The sequence below is a fragment of the Vibrio tetraodonis genome, assembly GCF_003350295.1.
Classification (GTDB): domain Bacteria; phylum Pseudomonadota; class Gammaproteobacteria; order Enterobacterales; family Vibrionaceae; genus Vibrio; species Vibrio tetraodonis.
The window spans coordinates 156,410-174,478 of the sequence record NZ_QLYY01000008.1; the positions used below are offsets into that span (position 1 = coordinate 156,410).

General features: G+C 42.5%; 17 protein-coding genes. 7 read left to right on the forward strand and 10 right to left on the reverse strand.

What is annotated here, in order from left to right; all coding sequences use genetic code 11:
• Positions 1 to 17: 17 nt before the first annotated feature.
• From DPF90_RS05895 to DPF90_RS05905, 3 genes are all read right to left on the reverse strand, one after another.
• Positions 18 to 860: a beta-keto acid cleavage family enzyme gene (locus tag DPF90_RS05895; RefSeq protein WP_114785399.1), complete on the reverse strand. Its 843-nt coding sequence runs from the start codon at positions 858 to 860 to the stop codon at positions 18 to 20.
• A complete protein-coding gene (locus DPF90_RS05900; RefSeq protein WP_114785400.1) occupies positions 860 to 2,191 on the reverse strand; it encodes an aspartate aminotransferase family protein in 1,332 nt (443 codons plus the stop codon). The genes DPF90_RS05895 and DPF90_RS05900 overlap by 1 nt, the downstream gene beginning before the upstream one ends.
• A gap of 160 nt (positions 2,192 to 2,351) precedes the next feature.
• Positions 2,352 to 3,275, reverse strand: coding sequence for a polyprenyl-phosphate transporter (locus tag DPF90_RS05905; protein WP_114785401.1), 924 nt, complete (start codon positions 3,273 to 3,275; stop codon positions 2,352 to 2,354).
• 619 nt (positions 3,276 to 3,894) lie between these two features.
• Between DPF90_RS05905 and gltS the strand changes: the two genes are divergently transcribed.
• Positions 3,895 to 5,121 (forward strand): sodium/glutamate symporter, encoded by a 1,227-nt coding sequence (gene gltS, locus DPF90_RS05910; RefSeq protein ID WP_114785402.1) that lies wholly within the window; start codon positions 3,895 to 3,897, stop codon positions 5,119 to 5,121.
• A 60-nt stretch (positions 5,122 to 5,181) separates the two neighbouring features.
• Here the strand turns inward: gltS and DPF90_RS05915 are convergent, their stop codons facing one another.
• The 4 genes from DPF90_RS05915 to deoD form a co-directional block, all read right to left on the reverse strand.
• Positions 5,182 to 6,312, reverse strand: coding sequence for an HlyD family secretion protein (locus DPF90_RS05915; protein ID WP_114785403.1), 1,131 nt, complete (start codon positions 6,310 to 6,312; stop codon positions 5,182 to 5,184).
• Positions 6,312 to 6,695 carry a DUF3302 domain-containing protein gene (locus DPF90_RS05920; RefSeq protein WP_114785404.1) on the reverse strand — a complete coding sequence of 128 codons (384 nt, stop codon included), beginning with the start codon at positions 6,693 to 6,695 and terminating at the stop codon, positions 6,312 to 6,314. Before DPF90_RS05920 ends, DPF90_RS05915 begins: the two co-directional genes overlap by 1 nt.
• Before the next feature lie 401 nt (positions 6,696 to 7,096).
• Complete coding sequence (locus tag DPF90_RS05925) at positions 7,097 to 8,566, reverse strand: IS1 family transposase (protein WP_114785405.1); 1,470 nt, start codon at positions 8,564 to 8,566, stop codon at positions 7,097 to 7,099.
• 61 nt (positions 8,567 to 8,627) lie between these two features.
• Positions 8,628 to 9,338, reverse strand: a complete 711-nt coding sequence (gene deoD / locus DPF90_RS05930; protein WP_114785406.1) for a purine-nucleoside phosphorylase — start codon at positions 9,336 to 9,338, stop codon at positions 8,628 to 8,630.
• Positions 9,339 to 9,680: 342 nt separating this feature from the next.
• Between deoD and DPF90_RS05935 the strand changes: the two genes are divergently transcribed.
• The 6 genes from DPF90_RS05935 to DPF90_RS05960 all read left to right on the forward strand — a co-directional run bounded on the left by DPF90_RS05935 (position 9,681) and on the right by DPF90_RS05960 (position 14,858).
• On the forward strand, positions 9,681 to 10,631 hold the full coding sequence (locus DPF90_RS05935) for a YbgA family protein (RefSeq protein ID WP_114785407.1): 951 nt from the start codon (positions 9,681 to 9,683) through the stop codon (positions 10,629 to 10,631).
• A gap of 1 nt (position 10,632) precedes the next feature.
• The gene (locus DPF90_RS05940; RefSeq protein ID WP_114785408.1) at positions 10,633 to 11,424 is read left to right on the forward strand and encodes a MerR family transcriptional regulator; all 792 of its coding nucleotides are present in this window, start codon (positions 10,633 to 10,635) and stop codon (positions 11,422 to 11,424) included.
• On the forward strand, positions 11,421 to 12,836 hold the full coding sequence (phrB, locus tag DPF90_RS05945) for a deoxyribodipyrimidine photo-lyase (RefSeq protein WP_114785409.1): 1,416 nt from the start codon (positions 11,421 to 11,423) through the stop codon (positions 12,834 to 12,836). The genes DPF90_RS05940 and phrB overlap by 4 nt, the downstream gene beginning before the upstream one ends.
• Position 12,837: 1 nt before the next feature.
• Positions 12,838 to 13,743, forward strand: a complete 906-nt coding sequence (locus tag DPF90_RS05950; protein ID WP_114785410.1) for a L,D-transpeptidase family protein — start codon at positions 12,838 to 12,840, stop codon at positions 13,741 to 13,743.
• 289 nt (positions 13,744 to 14,032) lie between these two features.
• On the forward strand, positions 14,033 to 14,380 hold the full coding sequence (locus DPF90_RS05955; protein ID WP_114785411.1) for a hypothetical protein: 348 nt from the start codon (positions 14,033 to 14,035) through the stop codon (positions 14,378 to 14,380).
• Positions 14,370 to 14,858, forward strand: coding sequence for a hypothetical protein (locus tag DPF90_RS05960; protein WP_114785412.1), 489 nt, complete (start codon positions 14,370 to 14,372; stop codon positions 14,856 to 14,858). Before DPF90_RS05955 ends, DPF90_RS05960 begins: the two co-directional genes overlap by 11 nt.
• Positions 14,859 to 15,133: 275 nt before the next feature.
• On the opposite strand, the gene DPF90_RS05965 is transcribed toward DPF90_RS05960, so the two are convergent.
• The 3 genes from DPF90_RS05965 to DPF90_RS05975 all read right to left on the reverse strand — a co-directional run bounded on the left by DPF90_RS05965 (position 15,134) and on the right by DPF90_RS05975 (position 18,055).
• Positions 15,134 to 16,075, reverse strand: coding sequence for a retron St85 family RNA-directed DNA polymerase (locus tag DPF90_RS05965; RefSeq protein ID WP_114785413.1), 942 nt, complete (start codon positions 16,073 to 16,075; stop codon positions 15,134 to 15,136).
• 2 nt (positions 16,076 to 16,077) lie between these two features.
• A complete protein-coding gene (locus DPF90_RS05970) occupies positions 16,078 to 17,070 on the reverse strand; it encodes a retron St85 family effector protein (protein WP_114785414.1) in 993 nt (330 codons plus the stop codon).
• Positions 17,071 to 17,746: 676 nt separating this feature from the next.
• Positions 17,747 to 18,055 carry a hypothetical protein gene (locus DPF90_RS05975; protein ID WP_114785415.1) on the reverse strand — a complete coding sequence of 103 codons (309 nt, stop codon included), beginning with the start codon at positions 18,053 to 18,055 and terminating at the stop codon, positions 17,747 to 17,749.
• Between the last annotated feature and the right edge of the window lie 14 nt (positions 18,056 to 18,069).

Below are 18,069 nucleotides of genomic sequence, written 5' to 3' on the forward strand. Positions count from 1 at the left end.
GGCTACTAATCTAAAGTCTAGCCATTTGTTAGCGCTCGTCGAAAACTATATGCATCATGATAGTTAATATTCAATAAATTGTCCGATTCTTTGAGGTGTCTCACTTGCTGAGCATTATTCGCTGCTGGTTTACCGTCTGGAGCAAGGTGATTATTTTCAAAGCCTACCCGAACGTCTAGACCTTGTTTTAATGCATGGGTTAAACACTGATGTTCATGTTTGCCAAAGGCGCAAACTGCAACACGAATGTCACATTGATGAAGGGCAGAAATGTGCAAATCGTCCAACTCTTTAGGGCTTGGGTTTCCCTGAGTTTGATATCGTCCCAGTACAATTAAGGCGTGTTGGTTTTGGCTTGGTAAAACATCGTCATTGAGCAGTTGTAGGTACCTTGATATATCGGGTTGATCATAGAGGATAATTTGGCTGATAATGCCTTGCTCTGCTACCCAGTGGAAAAAAGCTCGACAGTCATTTAGGCCTGCATTCTCAGAAACTAACTCACGCAATGCGAATGAAGCGGCCTCTGGCTTAACCGCTTTTATTAGGTATTTTTGTTGCTCAGGCGAGTATAGGCCAATCGCTTCAGTGGTTAGCTGGATTATTATAGAGTCGCCCACGGCGTGTTTGACATGCTCATAGAGGCGTTTATTGAGTGTGACATCAAGGCTATGGTGCCCGTTGTCGTCACGACAATGGAGATGAACCATAGCAGCTCCAGCGTCTCGGCACGCGATCACTTCTCTAATGATTTCTGTTTCTGTCAGTGGAATATTCGGGTGATCCTGTTTTGTTTTGCGAGCGCCATTGGGCGCGACAATAATGGCGCGATGAGTGTGTTTATCATTATTTAAAGACATTAGGCCCACCCTTTTGACACTTCATCGATTGTCGTTTTTAACTTGCTTACTAATTCTTCGATATGCCCATCTTGAAGGATAAATGGAGGCGCGAGTAAAATGTGGTGTCCATTTTTGCCATCAATCGTGCCAGACATCGGATAGCACATTAAACCATTTTGCATCGCATGCGCTTTTATCTGGTTATGAGCTTGGGTGCTATTGGGAAGAGGAACTTTGGTTGTTTTGTCTTTGACCAACTCAATACCCAGAAACAATCCTTTACCACGTATGTCTCCTATGTTGGGCAAAGGACCTAGTTGTTCCACAAGTGCTCGCTTTAGTTTACCTCCGAAGTGATTGACGGCATCGATCAATTGTTCGTCTATGATGGTGTCAATGGTTGCCAGTGCGCATGCACAGGCGGTTGGGTGCGCCATGTAAGTATGGCCGTGTTGGAAAAAACCGCTGCCACTAGCCATTGAGTGATAGACCTTATCATTGGCTATTGTTGCACCAATAGGTTGGTAACCTGCGCCTAATCCTTTTGCGATACAGACTAAATCTGGCTCAATGCCCTCAAGTTCAAAGGCGAATAGACTTCCGCTTCGACCAATGCCGCACATGACTTCATCCAAAATGAGCAAAACATCATGAGTGTCACAAATCTCGCGTATACGTTTAAAATATCCTTTCGTTGCGGGTACAGCTCCTGATGTCGCGCCAACGACAGGCTCGGCAATAAATGCCATCACGTTTTCGGCTCCGAGTTCAAGGATCTTTTCTTCGAGCTGATTGGCTGCGCGTATCGAGTAATCATCTTCTGTTTCATCATTATTTTGGTATCGATATGCGTAGCATGGGTCAATGTGATGAGCGCTAGAGAGCAGAGGTTTAAATGGCTCACGTCGCCACTGATTGCCCCCAACGCTCAGTGCCCCTAGCGTATTTCCATGATAGCTTTGTCTGCGGGCAATAAACTCGGTTTTGTTCGGTTTTCCTTGTTCAACGAAATGCTGCCGAGCCATCTTTAAAGCGGCTTCTACGGCTTCGGAGCCTCCGCTGACAAAATAGGCTCGATTAAATTGCTTGGGCATTAGTGAGCAAAGTCTGGTGGCCAGTTTCTCACTTGGCTCATTAGTGAAAAAGCCAGTGTGAGCATAGGCAATCTGATTGACTTGTTTGATAATCGCCTGCTTAATCGCAGCGTGATTGTGGCCAAGGTTTGATACTGCTGCGCCGCCACAAGCATCAAGGTAAGATTTCCCATTCTTGTCGAAAAGATACATACCTTCGCCGTGACTTATCGTCGGCAAAATCTGATGGCAATGTCGATGAAATACGTTGGACATGTCAGGACTCCGAAAGATTCGATACTTTAATCCTGTCCAACAATGAGCCGTTACGCAACTGACAAAAAGTTGAGCATTATGAGTTCTTGGAATAGTTGCAGATAAAATTGAAGCAGCCAAACGGCTGCCTCTGGAATACTCACGAGTGGTTTAAAAGTGATTATTCGCTTTCTGAATGAGTAGCAAACTTCTCTAACGCTAGAACTAATACTATGGCGCTGAGCATGAGTATTACTGCAATGGTTAGTTGCGCAGGCTGCGATGTAATCGCTTCAAAGTCAAAAGGAGAAAGATTACGTTCAAGTAATGGTACTTGTTCTCCGCTAGAGTTTGTTCTCCAACTGAGCGTTTCTTTCCAAGGCCATATCTTAGGCAATGTCCCCAACATTAAACCCGTTAAGAAAGTCAGAGTAAGATCACGCACATGCTTGAGTAACCAAGTTAGAACATGTGACAGACTCAGTAGGCCGATAACACAGCCACAGGCGAAGAGTGCTAAAGGTGTTATATCTATGGATTTGACGGCGCCCAATATAGGAGCGTACATCCCAATAAGAAGGAGGATAAAGCTTCCAGATATTCCCGGTAGTATCATGGCGCTGATCGCAATAGCCCCTGCGAGCACGATGTTTGCGCTGGTTGGGTCAAGCTGTAGTGGCTGAAGTATGGTGATGCTGTAGGCGAAAATGACACCGAGTAAAAGTGCGATCATACGGCTCAGACTTCTTTTTTCTATCTGTTTGAGCATATGAAATACAGAAACCAGAATCAGGCCGAAAAAGAATGACCATAAGGGGATCGGATGTGTCTCCAGCAGCCAAGAAATCAGTTTAGCAAGTGTTGCGATGCTAGTGAGGATACCAGAAAAGAGTGCGATTAGAAAAAGACCGTTAATGTGTTCGAAAGCGGCTTTTATCCCGTCTTGTTTTATTACGCTGATGAGTTGTGGGTTAATACGTCTAATGCTTTCCAATAATGTGTCGTATATCCCTGTTATGAAAGCTATGGTTCCACCAGAGACTCCTGGGACCACATCAGCAGCCCCCATTGCTAATCCTTTTAAAAACGTTGATAGGTATTTCATTGTTTAGAGCAAGTTAGTTTTGATTTCAAGATTATAACGACAATGGGAATTAAACAGTACCAAATTATACCTAAAGCATAAATTGATAAGACACTGGTTTACTATCAATTTGCACCGAATTTGCAATATGCAATTCGCAACTTGCAATTAAGAGACGTTTAATTGCTTAAATTCTGAACCAATATATCGTTTTTAGGACTTTAAATGTTGGCATATAAAATGCATAATACTTATTGACCCTTATTAAGCCGAGGGTCACCTAGCCAACTGACGTTGTTAGTGAATAATATTGTTCACAAAATATAGATGCCAATCGCGATTGTTGCGGTTGGCTTTTTTTTACTTTTTCTTTTCTGTCAGTTTACACCGCGAAAAGAGACAAATTTATAACCACTCCTCGACAAGTATCTCCAGTTACATCCATAATGGCGGTTTTGTTTTTAGATTAAATCGTCAATCATACGGTTTCTGAATATCACTACTTACATGGATAGATTTCAGGCTTGGCTTTCTAAACTACGACTTTGTGGTTTAATCTGAATATTAACCGCCAAATGAAGAGAAACGCCATTACGTTGCCTAGTTAGGGAAGAGGGGTAACAGACAATAAAGAGGTTTTATGAATCAAGTCATTTCTGTTGGGCCACTAGAATCCTTTCTAATCGCTATATGTGTCTTATTTCTGGGTCATTTTATCAACTCAAAGCTTCCTATCTTGACCAGGTTTAATATTCCTGAACCTATTGTCGGTGGACTTGTGGTGGCATTTGTCATCACAATGATGCACTTTGAGGGTATAGACCTAGAGTTTTCATTGCCATTACAAAACACTTTTATGCTGATGTTCTTCAGTACTGTAGGGCTTGCGGCAAACTATACGCAGCTGATAAAAGGCGGCGCTAAGGTGTTTATTTTCCTCACGGTCGCGTCAGTCTACATTATCATTCAAAATGCTGTTGGTGTCTCTTTGGCAACGGTGCTTGGTCTTGATCCTCTGATGGGCCTAATCGCAGGTTCAATCACCTTATCTGGTGGTCACGGTACTGGTGCTGCATGGTCACAAACGTTTACAGAGACATATGGGTTAAGTAATACACTGGAAATCGCCATGGCATCGGCAACCTTTGGTTTGATCGTTGGAGGTATTATAGGTAGCCCAGTTGCGCAAAAGTTGATTAACAAGAATGGGTTTGAATCCGATTATGGCAAAGGGGGCAATACCCATGAAAAGTTTCCAGAGCTTGTGACTTATAACGAGTATGAAGAGGATAAAGTCACTTCAAAAAAGGTGATTGAGATCCTGTTTGTTTTGCTGATTTGTGTGACTGGTGCTAAGTATCTTGAGCAGTGGGTGACGAGCTTGGAAGTCAGTTGGCTTATGATCCCTGATTTTGTTTATGCCTTGTTTATCGGTGTGTTTATTACTAATGTAATGGAAATCACCAAAGTACATCGAGTGGATGCGGAAACAGTTGATATTCTCGGTACTGTATCGCTTTCATTATTCCTTGCGATGGCTCTCATGAGTTTGAAGCTGTGGAACATATTCGATCTCGCGATTCCATTTCTTGTCATATTATCTGTTCAGTCAGTAGTCCTAGGCCTTTTTGCCTACTTTGTGACCTTTAAGGTCATGGGCTCTAATTACGATGCGGCCGTTATGTCAGGTGGTCATTGTGGATTTGGCTTAGGTGCGACTCCTACGGCTGTGATGAATATGGGATCGCTGGTCAATAAATACGGTCCTTCACCTCAAGCCTTTATGGTTGTCCCTATCGTCGGCGCTTTCTTTATTGATATTGTTAATCTGATCATTCTTCAGGGCTATATCTCTTTTATACGCTAATTTAAGCGATAATAGGCCCTAGCTACTGAGCACTCAGTAGCTAGGGCTTATTATATAGGGTTAGTGGTCTAAGTAGAGATAGTTTTGCCAGCTTTTCATTCTTATTAGAACTTTGCGCATAATGGATACATGAGTGAACTGATTTGAATACACTGCAACTTCGACAGCGGTTCCCATAGGGAGATGATAACTGGATAAATCATCGGTAATCTCAAGCGTAACAAAAACACGTCCATTGGTACGCAGCGCTTCAGTACCCAATAGAGAGCCACGAGCTTGAAATTGGCTTTCGCCGATAGCGGGCAATACATCAACAACTCGTCCCTTAAAAACCTTGCCGGGAATTGCCCTAAAGAGAAACTCTGCTTCATAGCCCGGTTGTAGACGCTGAAGCGAGTTTTGCCTGAATGCCGCCGCATACAGAGTTTCTTCTGTGTGTACAAATGTCATTACAGGAGCAAGAGGTAAAGGTACCGCCATCACACCAGGACGAAGAGCGAGTTGAGTGGCGAAGCCATCGGTGGGTGCTTTCACGACGGTTTGTTCTAAATCGAACTCCGCTTGGCGCAATTCTGCTAGTGACTGAGCGACTCTAGTGTTCTCACCGCCTATTTCAGAATTGAGAGCAATTTTTGCTTGGCTCACTCGTGCTTGAGATACGTCGACCGCGGCCTCCGAGGCCTTATAGGCTTGACGACGGCTGTCCAGGTCTTGCTCAGTAAACGCGCCTTTGTCATAGCCACGTTGGTAACGAGAAAATTCTCGCTGTGCTTTATCTCTATCTGCGATGGACTGAGTCAATGCCGCTTGAGCTTCGAGTAAATCAGATTGAAGGCTAAGTGCGCTTTGGCTGGCTTCTTTTATTTTTGCCTTTAATCTATCAACTTCTGCTTCGAAAGGGGTGGGATCGATAACAAACAGTACATCCCCTTTTTTTAAAGGCTCATTGGCTTCTACAGGAACATCAATAACTCTCCCTCGCACCCCAGATACAATTGGCGTTGTAGAAAATACCTGATTTCCTATTTGGGTAAATGGATGGTTGTAGTTCATTAGTAAGATTAAAGTTCCAACCAGAGTGACACCGCCAAGGACAGCGGTTGGGACAGTCCATTTATTTAGCGGGATATTAAAAATTTTAAAAATAGCAATACATAAAGCGGCATAGGTCAGAATAAGGAGTAAATCCATTATTGTTTCTCCTCGTTGTTGTCTGTGCTCGCAACGGATGATTGCTCAACTGGGGAGGTCATAGTATCAATTTGTTGCTGTAAGCGATTGAGCTGTTCATTGAGGAGATCCATCCTGTGATGTATATCGTGTTGTTCTTCTTCCAGCTTTTGGAAACCCCAACCTCGTTCTTTGCGCCATAAGGTTGCCCAAATCCAAAGAAATGGCCAAATAGCATGCAGGGTAAATAAGCTCACCCAGCCTGCGTAATGTATGGCGTCTTGATGAGGATGTTGCCTTTCCTTAGCGATTTCGTAGGGTATATCGTGAATGACTATGATGCCGTAGAATATCACTAGCGCGACAAAGATCAGTAGACCTAGTGCGAAGTAATCCAAAAACATAAACGTGCTCCCTTTTTAATGACGTGCTGCCACTATTAATTATGATTTAAACGGATATTTTTGTATGAATAATGAATGTGTGATTTTTAGGTTTACTTTCCCTTTTTTGAAAATTGAGAGGCTTGCTATTCCACGAAGACGGCATAATGGCCATCCACAAAGGACATTTGTAGCCATAAGCGTTTAGTCTAAAACGTTAAGAATAGTTAAGGGTAGTAAATAAGTACTAGGTTGGATTAGCAAGGGTATTTTTCTGATTTTCTATGGCTTGTTTGAACAACTTGTCGCAGTTTGTAACACGTATCGTTTTAGAAGTTGAGATTTGATACTAAAGACTGCTCGCCACGCAGTCTCCGCTTAGATTTGAGAAAAGGATGCCAGTTCATCTTGAGGAGTGAGTTCTATGACAGTAGTTCTCTTAGTGTTAATGGCGATTGAGTCAGATTAAGGTTTTGTGCTGCCGTCATTCCATCTTTACCTTGGTAACATAAGTTATGCCACGCTCTGAATATATCCAGCAAGGGTAGCAGCCCGCCAGGTCTTAGCTTACGCCTAGGCTCGTCAATGAAATCCTCAAATAAGGTTTGAAACCTGTTTTGATAGAAAACAGTTTGGCGGATACTGGCTTTTTTTAGCCAGTCTTGTGGAGCACTATTGTCTCCAGCGAGATAACAGATACCTTTGGACGTCCCATTGTCATTTGCAATCGCCCAGCGGTCACGCCACCACCCCATATGTAAAATATCAATCTTATCTACGTCGTTATTATTGTCCCAGTTACTGTCCTCTTCGACGTAGAGGAGGTCAATACTTTGATTTTGAATTCTAGGTAAACCTATGCTCAAAGCTGCGGACCTCAAAACAGGGTCTTGAGGTAAATAAAGTGTGACTCGTCGCTCATTATTACATTGTGAAAAGACATGTAGGAAATGTGCGTATGATGTGTAGGGCGGCCTTATGAGAGCACCTTTAGTCGGGTAATGAAAATGGCTGAGATTGCCCAAAGGGTCTTCGACATTACTACGCGCGAGTATCGCTTGATATTTATGATCAATTCTCTCTTTTAATACTGAAGCGTTCGAGAACGACGGGGTATATTCCTCCAATGAATAGTCTCGGAAAATAAGACGAGAATTGGGTTGGTAGGGATCATGATCAGCTTTGCCTTGTGGGTCTTCATCGCTCGAGTAATTCACATGTTGGCAGAGGATATAACCCGTTTTCGCATCCCCAGTGACAAACCAAAGTACCCCATTATTACTTTTGGGCTGTAATGGTCGGTAGGAAGAAGCCAGTTCGTATTGCGTAGCGTGATTGACCCATCGCGCATCGAACATTGCCAATTTACGTCGACATCGACTGGCAATATGATCTAGGTGATCGTAGAAAGTCTTAGGGTTAATCTCCAACTTACGGCATATTTCGCGTACGGAGTATCCGGTAAATAGCAGCCCCAATAGAGTCTCTTGGAAAACCAGCTTATTATTTGTGCCAGACCATTTGTCCACAAAGGTTGATTGGCATAATTTGCAGCGATAACGTTGGCGGTCGCCACTGTAGCCAAACGCATGATACACGTGTTTGTTGGTGTGTACGGAAAGGCCAAAGTTTTCGCAACGGCTATTCCGGCAAGCAGGTAAGCCGTCACTGTGAAGAAGTCTTAAACGTTGAAGTTCGTTTAAGACTTCTTGATTGTTAAGTAAGGGGGGGAAAGCGCCACATTCCCGACAAACCATCGTAGGTCGTTTCGGGTTTGCATGTTGCACCATGTACCTATGCGCATCACTTTGACCAAAATTTTTACACGCCAATGTTTTACAAAAGTTGAGTTGTAACCCTTCCGCTTCCTTCGGCAGTTTACCAGATTTCACTATCTCCCCCTCGGGATTATCAGGGCTACCAAAGCAGCCCTTGGTAGCAAAATATGGTTAATTAAATATTGATGGCGGTTTCCAGAGCGACTTTCATCATGTCGTTGAAAGAGTCTTGGCGCTCTTCTGAACTGAGCTTTTCACCACGAGTAATATGGTCAGAGACGGTCAAAATGGTGAGTGCTTTTGCTCCGTGGTCGGCAGCTACACCATAAATGCCAGCCGCTTCCATATCAACTCCCAAGATGCCAAGTTTTTCCATTTTTTCAAAAATATCAGACTCTGGAGTATAAAAAAGGTCAGAAGAGAAAACGTTACCAACTTTGACAGACACATTCTGTGCTCTAGCTTGTTTAACCGCCTCTTCTAACAGACCAAAATCGGCAATCGCAGCAAAATCATGATCATTGAATCGTATACGGTTTACCTTGGAGTCGGTTGATGCGCCCATACCAATTACGATATCCATCAGATTGACATCATCTCTTACGGCGCCACAGCTACCAATACGGATAATGTTCTTCACACCATACTCAGCAATAAGTTCATGTACATAGATGCTGCATGATGGGATCCCCATACCGTGGCCCATAACCGAAATACGATGTCCTTTATAGGAACCTGTATAACCAAACATGTTGCGTACATCACAAACTTGTTTGGCATCCTCAAGGAAATTATCTGCAATATATTTTGCACGCAATGGATCGCCTGGCATCAAAACGGTTTCTGCGAAATCATCTGGTTGGGCATTAATATGTGGGGTTGCCATAGTTGTTACTCCGAATGATTAATGATTCTAACTACTGATCACTAATTGTGTTGATTTAGAAAAATCGGTAGCCAGATACTAGCCAGATGTGAGGCTTATCCATGAGATGTAAATCACAAAAGTTAGTCTTGTTGTTATTGTTAATTGCATTGATAACTTTTTGTGTTGAAAGAGTTAAAGCAATCGTTTTGCAAGAAAAGACAGCATTTTATCTGAACCAAACCCTCCGCATTTACGTATTAAAAACTACTTATACAAAATTAAATCTTGTACAAATAAATAAATTTATGCTACTTCTTATACAAGATATTTTTTTGTATACCCTTGGTGAGGAATCAGAAGATGATAAACACAATCAAAGTAGGTATCAGTTCATGTGTATTAGGAGAAAATGTTCGTTTCGACTCCGGACATAAGATCAGTAAGTTTGTGACTAAAGAACTAGCGCCGTATTTCGAATTCGTCTCTGTTTGCCCTGAGGTAGGTATGGGTATGCCTGTTCCGCGACCTACTATTCGCTTGGTTTCAAACGACGAACGTATTGCACTCGTAGAGACAAAAAATCCTGAGAATGAACACACAACCAAAATGCTCGATTACTCTGAACAAAAAGTGGCTGAGCTCAAGACTCAGGACCTGTGCGGCTATATTGTATGTGCGAAATCGCCTACTTGCGGTATGGAGCGAGTCAAGATTTATCGTAAAGGCGGGGCTGAAAATATCGGTGTGGGGTTGTTTACTCAGGAATTAATGAAGCAAATGCCTTGGTTGCCTGTAGAAGAAGATGGACGCTTAAATGATCCCGTTCTCAAAGAGAACTTCATTGCACGCATCTTCGTGCTAAGAGATTTTTATGATTCAATGGGAGATGAGCCTACTGCTGGTAAATTGGTTGCTTTTCATTCTCGTTACAAGCTGACTCTGATGGCACATCATCCTCAATCATACAAAGAACTCGGCCGTCTCGTTGCCAACACCAAAGACCATGATCCACAGACTTTTTACCAGTTGTACCGAGAAGGTCTAATGAAAGCGATCGCTAACAGAGCGAGCCGTAAAAACAACACCAACGTACTAATGCATTTACAGGGTTACTTCAAGCGTTCGTTAAATAAACAGCAAAAAGCTGAGTTATGTGGAGTGATTGAGGAATATCGTCAGGGCACTTTGCCTCTCTTAGCACCGATAACCTTGATTAAGCATTATTTAACGACTTACCCAGATGAATACTTACTTGAGCAAAAATTTTTCCAACCTCATCCCCAAGAGATGAGGCTGAGATACGGATTGTAGAATGAAGAAATACGCGATAAGAGAAATTTCTGAAATGACAGGTGTAAAACCTGTCACCTTAAGGGCTTGGCAAAGAAGGTATAGCTTGATTGAGCCAGAGAGAACGCCTAAAGGTCACAGGCTTTACACCCAAGAACACATTGACTTAATTGATAAAATTCAGAGCTGGCTCAATAAAGGCGTGTCAATTGGTAAGGTCAAAGCCTTGTTAGAAGCGGGGAACAATGACTCTTATGATGCTGATGACAATGTGAGTCAATTGGATGATGTAGAGTTTGTACTGGAAGCTTTGGCAAGTTTAAACAAGGGTAAAGCTGAAACACTGATTAATTCGGTTGTTAAAGAGTACCCGCTAAATGTTGTCGACCAGCAATTTATTCAACCAGTTCAACAAGCCTTTGCCTCGATTCGTCCATCGTTGCGAGCCCTGCAATATGGTCTGTTTTACTCAATAATGGTTAACAAATTAAATGCGATTATTGATTCGGAAAACAAAGCAAGTCGCTCCGGACGCGCATTGCTCGTAAGCACTACCGGCAATACAGACATAGGCTCACGCCTGATGGCACTAACACTGGTTGAGCAGGGGTACAATGTTACTTTGTTAGATGAAGTTGAAGATTTGTCGGGGCTTGCGATTCATCCCGCCATAGAAAGTTTTGCTGTTATCGGTATCTACAGTGCGAAAGCCATCAATGAGCCTCAGCTCACGGCCATAAACCATCTGGAAGAACAATTTTCAGGCAAAGTAGTGGTCTCTGAACTGATACAACAATTGCGGTGCGAAAAATGAAACTAGTTTGGTTAAGGCGAGATTTACGAGTTGATGATAACACCGCATTGTGCGAAGCGCTCAGTCATGGCGAACCAGTGGCTTGCGTTTATCTTGCTACGCCAGAGACATGGGAAAACCATGGCCTAGCGCCCATGCAAGCAGATTTAATCTTTCGCAGGCTCGAGAAGCTTTATGAAGAACTGGCAGAGCTCAATATTCAACTTTTGTATGATGAGGTCGCGCAGTATTCTGACTGCGCCGAGCGAGTAACTGAAGTGGCTACTGGCCTTGGCGCAAATACTGTCTTTGCAAATCGACAATACGAAGTAGATGAGTGTCAACGAGACGACCTTCTTGCGAGTCAGCTGTCGGCAAACGGCATTGGCTTTCGCTTGTGTGACGACAAATGCATTTTCGCTCCCGGCAGTGTCGTCAATAAGCAAGGAAGTTACTTCAAAGTCTTTACTCCGTTCAAGAAAGCTTATCTTACTAAACTCGAAGCACATTCTTTTGAGGTCAAAAAAGCCCATAAAGCGGTCAAGGCTGTTTTACCAGAGGCAAGCCGACATTTATGCTTTCACCCAGCGGTTACCTTCAGTTATCCAAGGCAAGAGAGTAGTGTTTGGGTTGCTGATAGTCAGTCAATTATCGCTCAGCTAAGAGATTTTACCGCTACTCGAAGCGATCTTTATGACCGTCAGCGAGACTTTCCCTCTTTACAAGGGACGAGTAAATTATCGCCCTATCTAGCTATTGGTGCTTTATCAGTTCGCCAATGTATGGCGAGGCTGATATACGGTCAAACTCCACCGCTCAGTTCTGGGCGTGAAGTGTGGCAAAGTGAATTGATCTGGCGAGAGTTCTACCTGCATCTGATTTATTTTGAAGCTAAACTCAGTAAAGGACGCAGCTTTCTTGATTGGGGTGACGGCTTAAAATGGGCCAACAACAGTCAATGGATTGAAGCGTGGAAAACAGGACAAACAGGCTACCCGATAGTAGATGCAGCGATGCGACAATTGAACCAAACAGGATGGATGCATAATCGTCTGAGGATGATAGTAGCAAGTTTCTTGATCAAAGATCTGCACATTGATTGGCGTATTGGTGAGCGCTACTTTATGAAGCGCCTTATTGATGGCGATTACGCGGCCAACAATGGAGGTTGGCAATGGTGTGCGTCGACAGGCTGTGATGGCCAGCCTTACTTCAGAATCTTTAATCCCGTAACGCAGAGCGAACGTTTTGACCCATCAGGCGCTTTTATACGCCAGTGGATACCTGAACTTGTTGGGGTGCCAGACAAGTATATTCACAAGCCTTGGGCGTGGTCAGATGTAAGAAACCTGTCATATCCTGATCCAATAGTTGATCATAAGGTAGAGAGAGAAGTAACCTTAGGCCTCTATAAGGAAGCTAAGGACGTTTAACATGCTGCGCATACTTCTCCCCATTTTATGTTGTTTCAGCTTATCAGTACTTGCCGCCACGTATCAATTGCCGCAAGAGGGAAGCAACATTGTTGGGCGTACGCAGTACCATCAAGTGTCACAGGGCGAAAGCTTGGCCGATATTGCCAAGCGCTATGATGTCGGTTTTTTATCACTCATGGCTGCGAATAAGGGGGTGGACCCGTTCCTTCCCGCTGAAAACTATGTGTTAACCATCCCAACTCGTATCATACTGCCCGATGTGCCAAGAAAAGGCATTGTGATTAATCTCGCAGAACTCCGTTTGTACTACTTTCAACCTGATAAAAATTTGGTCCATATTTTCCCTGTCGGTATCGGCCGTGTTGGCAGGGATACGCCAGAAATGGAAACCAGTATTAGTCAGAAAAAGCGCAACCCTACTTGGAAACCACCAAAATCGATTCGAAAAGAATACCGCGAGAAAGGCATCGAACTACCAACAATTGTACCTGCAGGCCCCGATAATCCACTTGGAGACTACGCAATGCGTTTGGCCTATGGTATCGGAGAGTACCTAATACACGGCACAAATAAAGATTTTGGTATAGGGCTTAGGGTGAGCTCGGGTTGTATTCGTATGGATCCAAAGGACATTGATTGGTTGTTTCCCAAGGTTAACTTAGGCGAAAAGGTAAGAGTAATTAATGAACCGATTAAAGTGGCATTGGAACCAGATAGAAGTGTGTTTGTTGAAGCGCATGAACCACTAACACGCAGTGATGGCAGTAAAAAAGCTCTAGTCTTGCCGGAAGAGCTGCGCTGGTGGTTGGATGAATTTGACCTATCAGATGCGAAGGCTAAAGCCGTGATCCTTGCCCAAAATGGTGTGCCTGTTGAAGTGGTATCGCCTGATTTTATGGATTGAGTATTCGTGAAGTTATAGCATTTTCAGCTTAGAAAACAGAAAGGGCCTGTATTAGCAGGCCCTTTGTAATCGAGTAGCTCACTTTTGGACAACTTCGAGTTACGATTTCTGGTGAATGTCGGGCGTTCGGATAAATTTGGTTAGGGCAAAATGAAAGACCTGACCTCGAGCACCCACTTACTTAGTCCGTCTTAGTTAAAATCACTATAAATTCAGTTACTTTGTTGTCTTTTCAATAACCTTGTGGGACGTTAGAATAGGTGTAAGTAGTTGGATATAGGACTAAAAAATGGCTAAACGCGAATACTGCAAAATACAAGGCTTAAAACCGTCACCTCGCACGATCGATTATATCGAACAAATGAACCACATTACCGATATGTCAACGGTCTTGGAGCGTATCATCAAAGTTCTGCCATTTTTCCAAATCTTTGCAGGACGGGACTCATACAGGGGTGTTGCCATCGCCTCTGCTTCCTATAACGCAACGACATATGATTGGAATTTATACCATGAGTCTGTAATGGCGATTGCGCCTGTTAAACGCGAGCGCTTAGAACAAATAGCGTTGAAGGCATCACTAGATACATCAGGTGAGGAACGCAAATTTTGGGAGTGTGTATATAATGCGCTTTAGACCTCTGCTAATAGTGCTGGCTCTTTGCAGCCTGTCAGTTCAATCTGAAAATCTCGACGCTTGGGCCAATCAGCTTAAACATGAAATGGACTCCAACTACTCCCTTCTCAATCAGCGTGTATCTGAATGCAAGTCAATAAGGAAAGATTTTGATTATTCAAAAGCACTTGATACAGAGTGGTTTACAAAACTAGATAAGTCTGAAAAGCAAACGGTTATCCAATATGGTTTTGCTTATGCGTCACAGCAGTGTTCTTTAAAAGAGCGTCAAACGTATACCAGCTCTTTGGTTAATTACGTTGCCTATTCTGGTGATAAAAAACCATTAAATGAATGGCTAAGTCTTGTTGAGGGAGATAAAGATTTACAGCAGAAAGTCAACGAAATTGGTATTGAAGATACCCAAAAGTTTATCGCCTCCTATTTATCGACTCCATTTGATGCGCTTCAGTTGCTAAAAGCACAGGGATTATTTTAAGACACGTCCAATTCTTATTGGTAGGTCGATAGGAATTGGACAGTATCTTGTTAGACCTGATGCTCTAAAAGGGGTCTGTCATATTAGGAGAAGTATGTTGATTCCTTGCTCGTTTATTATGTATTCCTTAGAGCGGAAACTGCGACAATAATAAATTTCACTAGTGGCAGGCAGGTGCATTACACCCTAACAACAAAAGAATATATGGGTAATTTTGTATGGAAAGCATCGATAAACGCCCAAAAGAATCAAGCAACCTACAACAATAATTATCTCTAGTCCGAGTTGAACTTTTGAATTTTGAGTATGATTTCTTCACCGTACTTTTGACACATGCGACGAACAAAAATGGGTTCAATATGTTTAGCAAAGCCTAACATTCCCTTTAGTTCATTGACCTCCTCATCGCACCTCAATTGCTGCAAGCTAAAACGATGTATCAACGAACTTATTTTTCTTTTACGCTTTCGTCCAAGCGATAATCGCCCATCATTCGTGATCGTGACTCCAGTGATATGCCTATTCACTTTCTTTGAAGCGAACACAGTTTTATCAGTGTTAAACCGTAAGAAAGACATACTCGGCTGCTGCACTAACTCATTCAAGAACTTAGGGAGTTCAAACAAAATATCTGCGGTATTAGTACTAAAAGCTAAGTCATCTGCATAGCGCGTGTAAGTTATACCTTTACGTTCACAATACTCCGTAACTGCAACATCAAAGAAGTACATAACCGCATTTGATATAAATGGAGAGCTTGGCGCACCTATACTCAACTCTAAGGTTGACTCGCTTCTACTTGGCTTCCAAAACAACAATGAACTGAGTACAAATTTGTCCACCTCAGTCAATGCTACATTGTGTTGTTCAAAGGTACTCAATAAAACATCAGGCTTAATTGATGGAAAAAAGTTAGTAAAATCCATCTTCAACAAGTACCTGTTGTAGCGATGCTTATTTGCATTTCTTTTAATACCAGTACCTGCTTCATAAGCCAACGCAGATCCATGTATAGGCAATACGCCTCTAAGCTCGCTTATGCATACTCTTTGTAGAGGCTTAACACTTTTTGACGGTTGAGCTATGAGTCTAGTGCCTCCACCGTTTCTTTTTGGTATTTCATACCGTTTGTAGCGAACAGGAGCTGATACGACAAATCTAGCGCACATATCTTGAGGTATACCTGATAACTCTGAAATCTTATCCAAGATATTCATATCTATGATTGCCCCTTCAGAATTTCGTTAATTTTACCTTGTACAAGTCTACGTTTCTTGGTCGATTGACTCTCACCTTCTTGGTGAAGCATGAACGTCTGCTTTATCTCGACGAACTTAGATGACCTATCAAAAGTTGACGTGTCTTTACATTTGCCAAATGTAAGTTTAGTGAGTGAAGGTTGGGTAGAAAAAAAGTAATCAACGTGGCTATACGTTTTTTGTCCAACCAAGCCAATTTTCATCAATAAATACAACAACGTAGACAATCTACGCTCAGTAACCCCCTCTATCCCTAAATCAGTCATACACTTCATAATTTCCAGCTTTTTGATTGGGGTACATAAAGAAACAATATCATGAATTAGAAAAGCGAGATGACCTGAGTTTCCCTCATCAAACTGACCTGTTTTAGGGCTGCTGTCTAACTTTTCTACAAGATCTCCGACAACTAGGTCGATGTCTTCATATGCTTGTTTACTTGAGTCTGGAAAGGGATAAGCTAGTACAGATTTACTCGAATTTGCTTTGAGTTGAGCTAATGGCCCTAGAGCAATAAAAGAATCCACGCCATCGTAGTGCTCTTCAGGGATGTATACTAATAATTTATCAGATGTGCTCGCATGATTGCAGAACAACCCAAACTCAACCAAGGAGCCTGCGCTTTCAAGGCAGATAACAATCAGTGATGCAACATTTGCAATATCTTCTTCAAATTGTAGTAAGTTCGAATATTGACCTTTTTGAAAATAATCAGCAAAAGACTCAGCAACGACAGTATTCCTCTCAATTTCATCATGATGCTCATCGAGGTAAAGTAAAATTCTCTCTCTAAGGCTAGCTGGATATACAGAGGAACTAGATTCTATTGGGCCACCACAGATGAAAGTTATTCGAGGGGTAAAATGGACTGTAAATTTCCTAAAATCAAGATTCGTAAAGATACTAGAAAGTGCTAGCAAATAAGAATCTTGATTGGAAGGAGTAGAAGGCAACTGGCTGTCCTTTCTCAGTTGTTGTTATTGGACGTAAATTGTTAGTAATCGGAAATAACACAAGGCGAACGAGTCGCCTTGTGTTGCCTTTACCTAAAGGAAGCGCAAGCATCGCTTTGTGCGCTCCTGAGGAACGAAGGATCGTGCAAAGCGATGCTTGCGCAGCCCTAAATATCCTCAATAAACATTTGTCTGGCTGAGCGCCCGACAAGATTGAACAACGAATTCTCGTTTTTCAAATCCACGCGTAAAGGTGTAAGTACTATAACGGATATATGATTCCCCATCAAAGCTCTTTGTTTTAAATGAGCTAGATAATCGCAAAATTTTACTACTAAAAGAGTCCGTCATATCCCCCCCAGAGCAAGGCTCTCTTGCACTGCTCCGTATTGAGGTTTGTACTGCAAGCTAAAGACTAAACATATCCCATGTAGGTTTTCTGTTGCTTAAACACGTTTTGGGGCACTTCTGTGTTACGAAGTGCCAACTGTGAAGGTTCTAGACAAAAAGTGTTCCAGTTACTTCACTAGTTTAGCTTTTAACGGATAATTTTTTGTACGGCAAATTCGCTGAACAGATACTCTCGGACGATTTACTGAATATAAGAAAATGCAGTTTGATCAAGGCCTAGATAAAGCATGCTCTGAACGAAGCTTATCCTTGATTGCAACTAGCGCTACTTGAAGTATGCGAATGTTGATATCAACAGTACCACAGCTAAACAAAGAAATGCGTTCGACAAACCATTGTGCCGCCATGCATTTACCCACTTATGTATTTCTTTGTCGTGAGTTCTGTAATGAGCATTCTTCCAAGCAATACTGAAACTAAGAAAGGCCGCAATAACCAATAGCCAGCCTAATGTTCCTCCAGGAAGAACTACTGAGCGGATCAATGCTCCCAAAATAGCTAGAAATGATATTCCAAAAATGACCAATACCAAGTCTGGAAGTTGCTTTAACTGAAAGTTCTTAAATGGATTCATCACTAATCTTCCCT

Coding starts and splice junctions, on each gene's coding strand:
- DPF90_RS05900 (WP_114785400.1), bottom strand. CDS start 2,191: ATGTCCAACGTATTTCATCGACATTGCCATCAGATTTTGCCGACGATA.
- DPF90_RS05965 (WP_114785413.1), bottom strand. CDS start 16,075: ATGAATATCTTGGATAAGATTTCAGAGTTATCAGGTATACCTCAAGAT.
- DPF90_RS05920 (WP_114785404.1), bottom strand. CDS start 6,695: ATGTTTTTGGATTACTTCGCACTAGGTCTACTGATCTTTGTCGCGCTA.
- deoD (WP_114785406.1), bottom strand. CDS start 9,338: ATGGCAACCCCACATATTAATGCCCAACCAGATGATTTCGCAGAAACC.
- DPF90_RS05905 (WP_114785401.1), bottom strand. CDS start 3,275: ATGAAATACCTATCAACGTTTTTAAAAGGATTAGCAATGGGGGCTGCT.
- DPF90_RS05975 (WP_114785415.1), bottom strand. CDS start 18,055: ATGAATCCATTTAAGAACTTTCAGTTAAAGCAACTTCCAGACTTGGTA.
- DPF90_RS05935 (WP_114785407.1), top strand. CDS start 9,681: ATGATAAACACAATCAAAGTAGGTATCAGTTCATGTGTATTAGGAGAA.
- DPF90_RS05915 (WP_114785403.1), bottom strand. CDS start 6,312: ATGGATTTACTCCTTATTCTGACCTATGCCGCTTTATGTATTGCTATT.
- DPF90_RS05940 (WP_114785408.1), top strand. CDS start 10,633: ATGAAGAAATACGCGATAAGAGAAATTTCTGAAATGACAGGTGTAAAA.
- DPF90_RS05960 (WP_114785412.1), top strand. CDS start 14,370: ATGCGCTTTAGACCTCTGCTAATAGTGCTGGCTCTTTGCAGCCTGTCA.
- DPF90_RS05955 (WP_114785411.1), top strand. CDS start 14,033: ATGGCTAAACGCGAATACTGCAAAATACAAGGCTTAAAACCGTCACCT.
- DPF90_RS05950 (WP_114785410.1), top strand. CDS start 12,838: ATGCTGCGCATACTTCTCCCCATTTTATGTTGTTTCAGCTTATCAGTA.
- DPF90_RS05895 (WP_114785399.1), bottom strand. CDS start 860: ATGTCTTTAAATAATGATAAACACACTCATCGCGCCATTATTGTCGCG.
- phrB (WP_114785409.1), top strand. CDS start 11,421: ATGAAACTAGTTTGGTTAAGGCGAGATTTACGAGTTGATGATAACACC.
- gltS (WP_114785402.1), top strand. CDS start 3,895: ATGAATCAAGTCATTTCTGTTGGGCCACTAGAATCCTTTCTAATCGCT.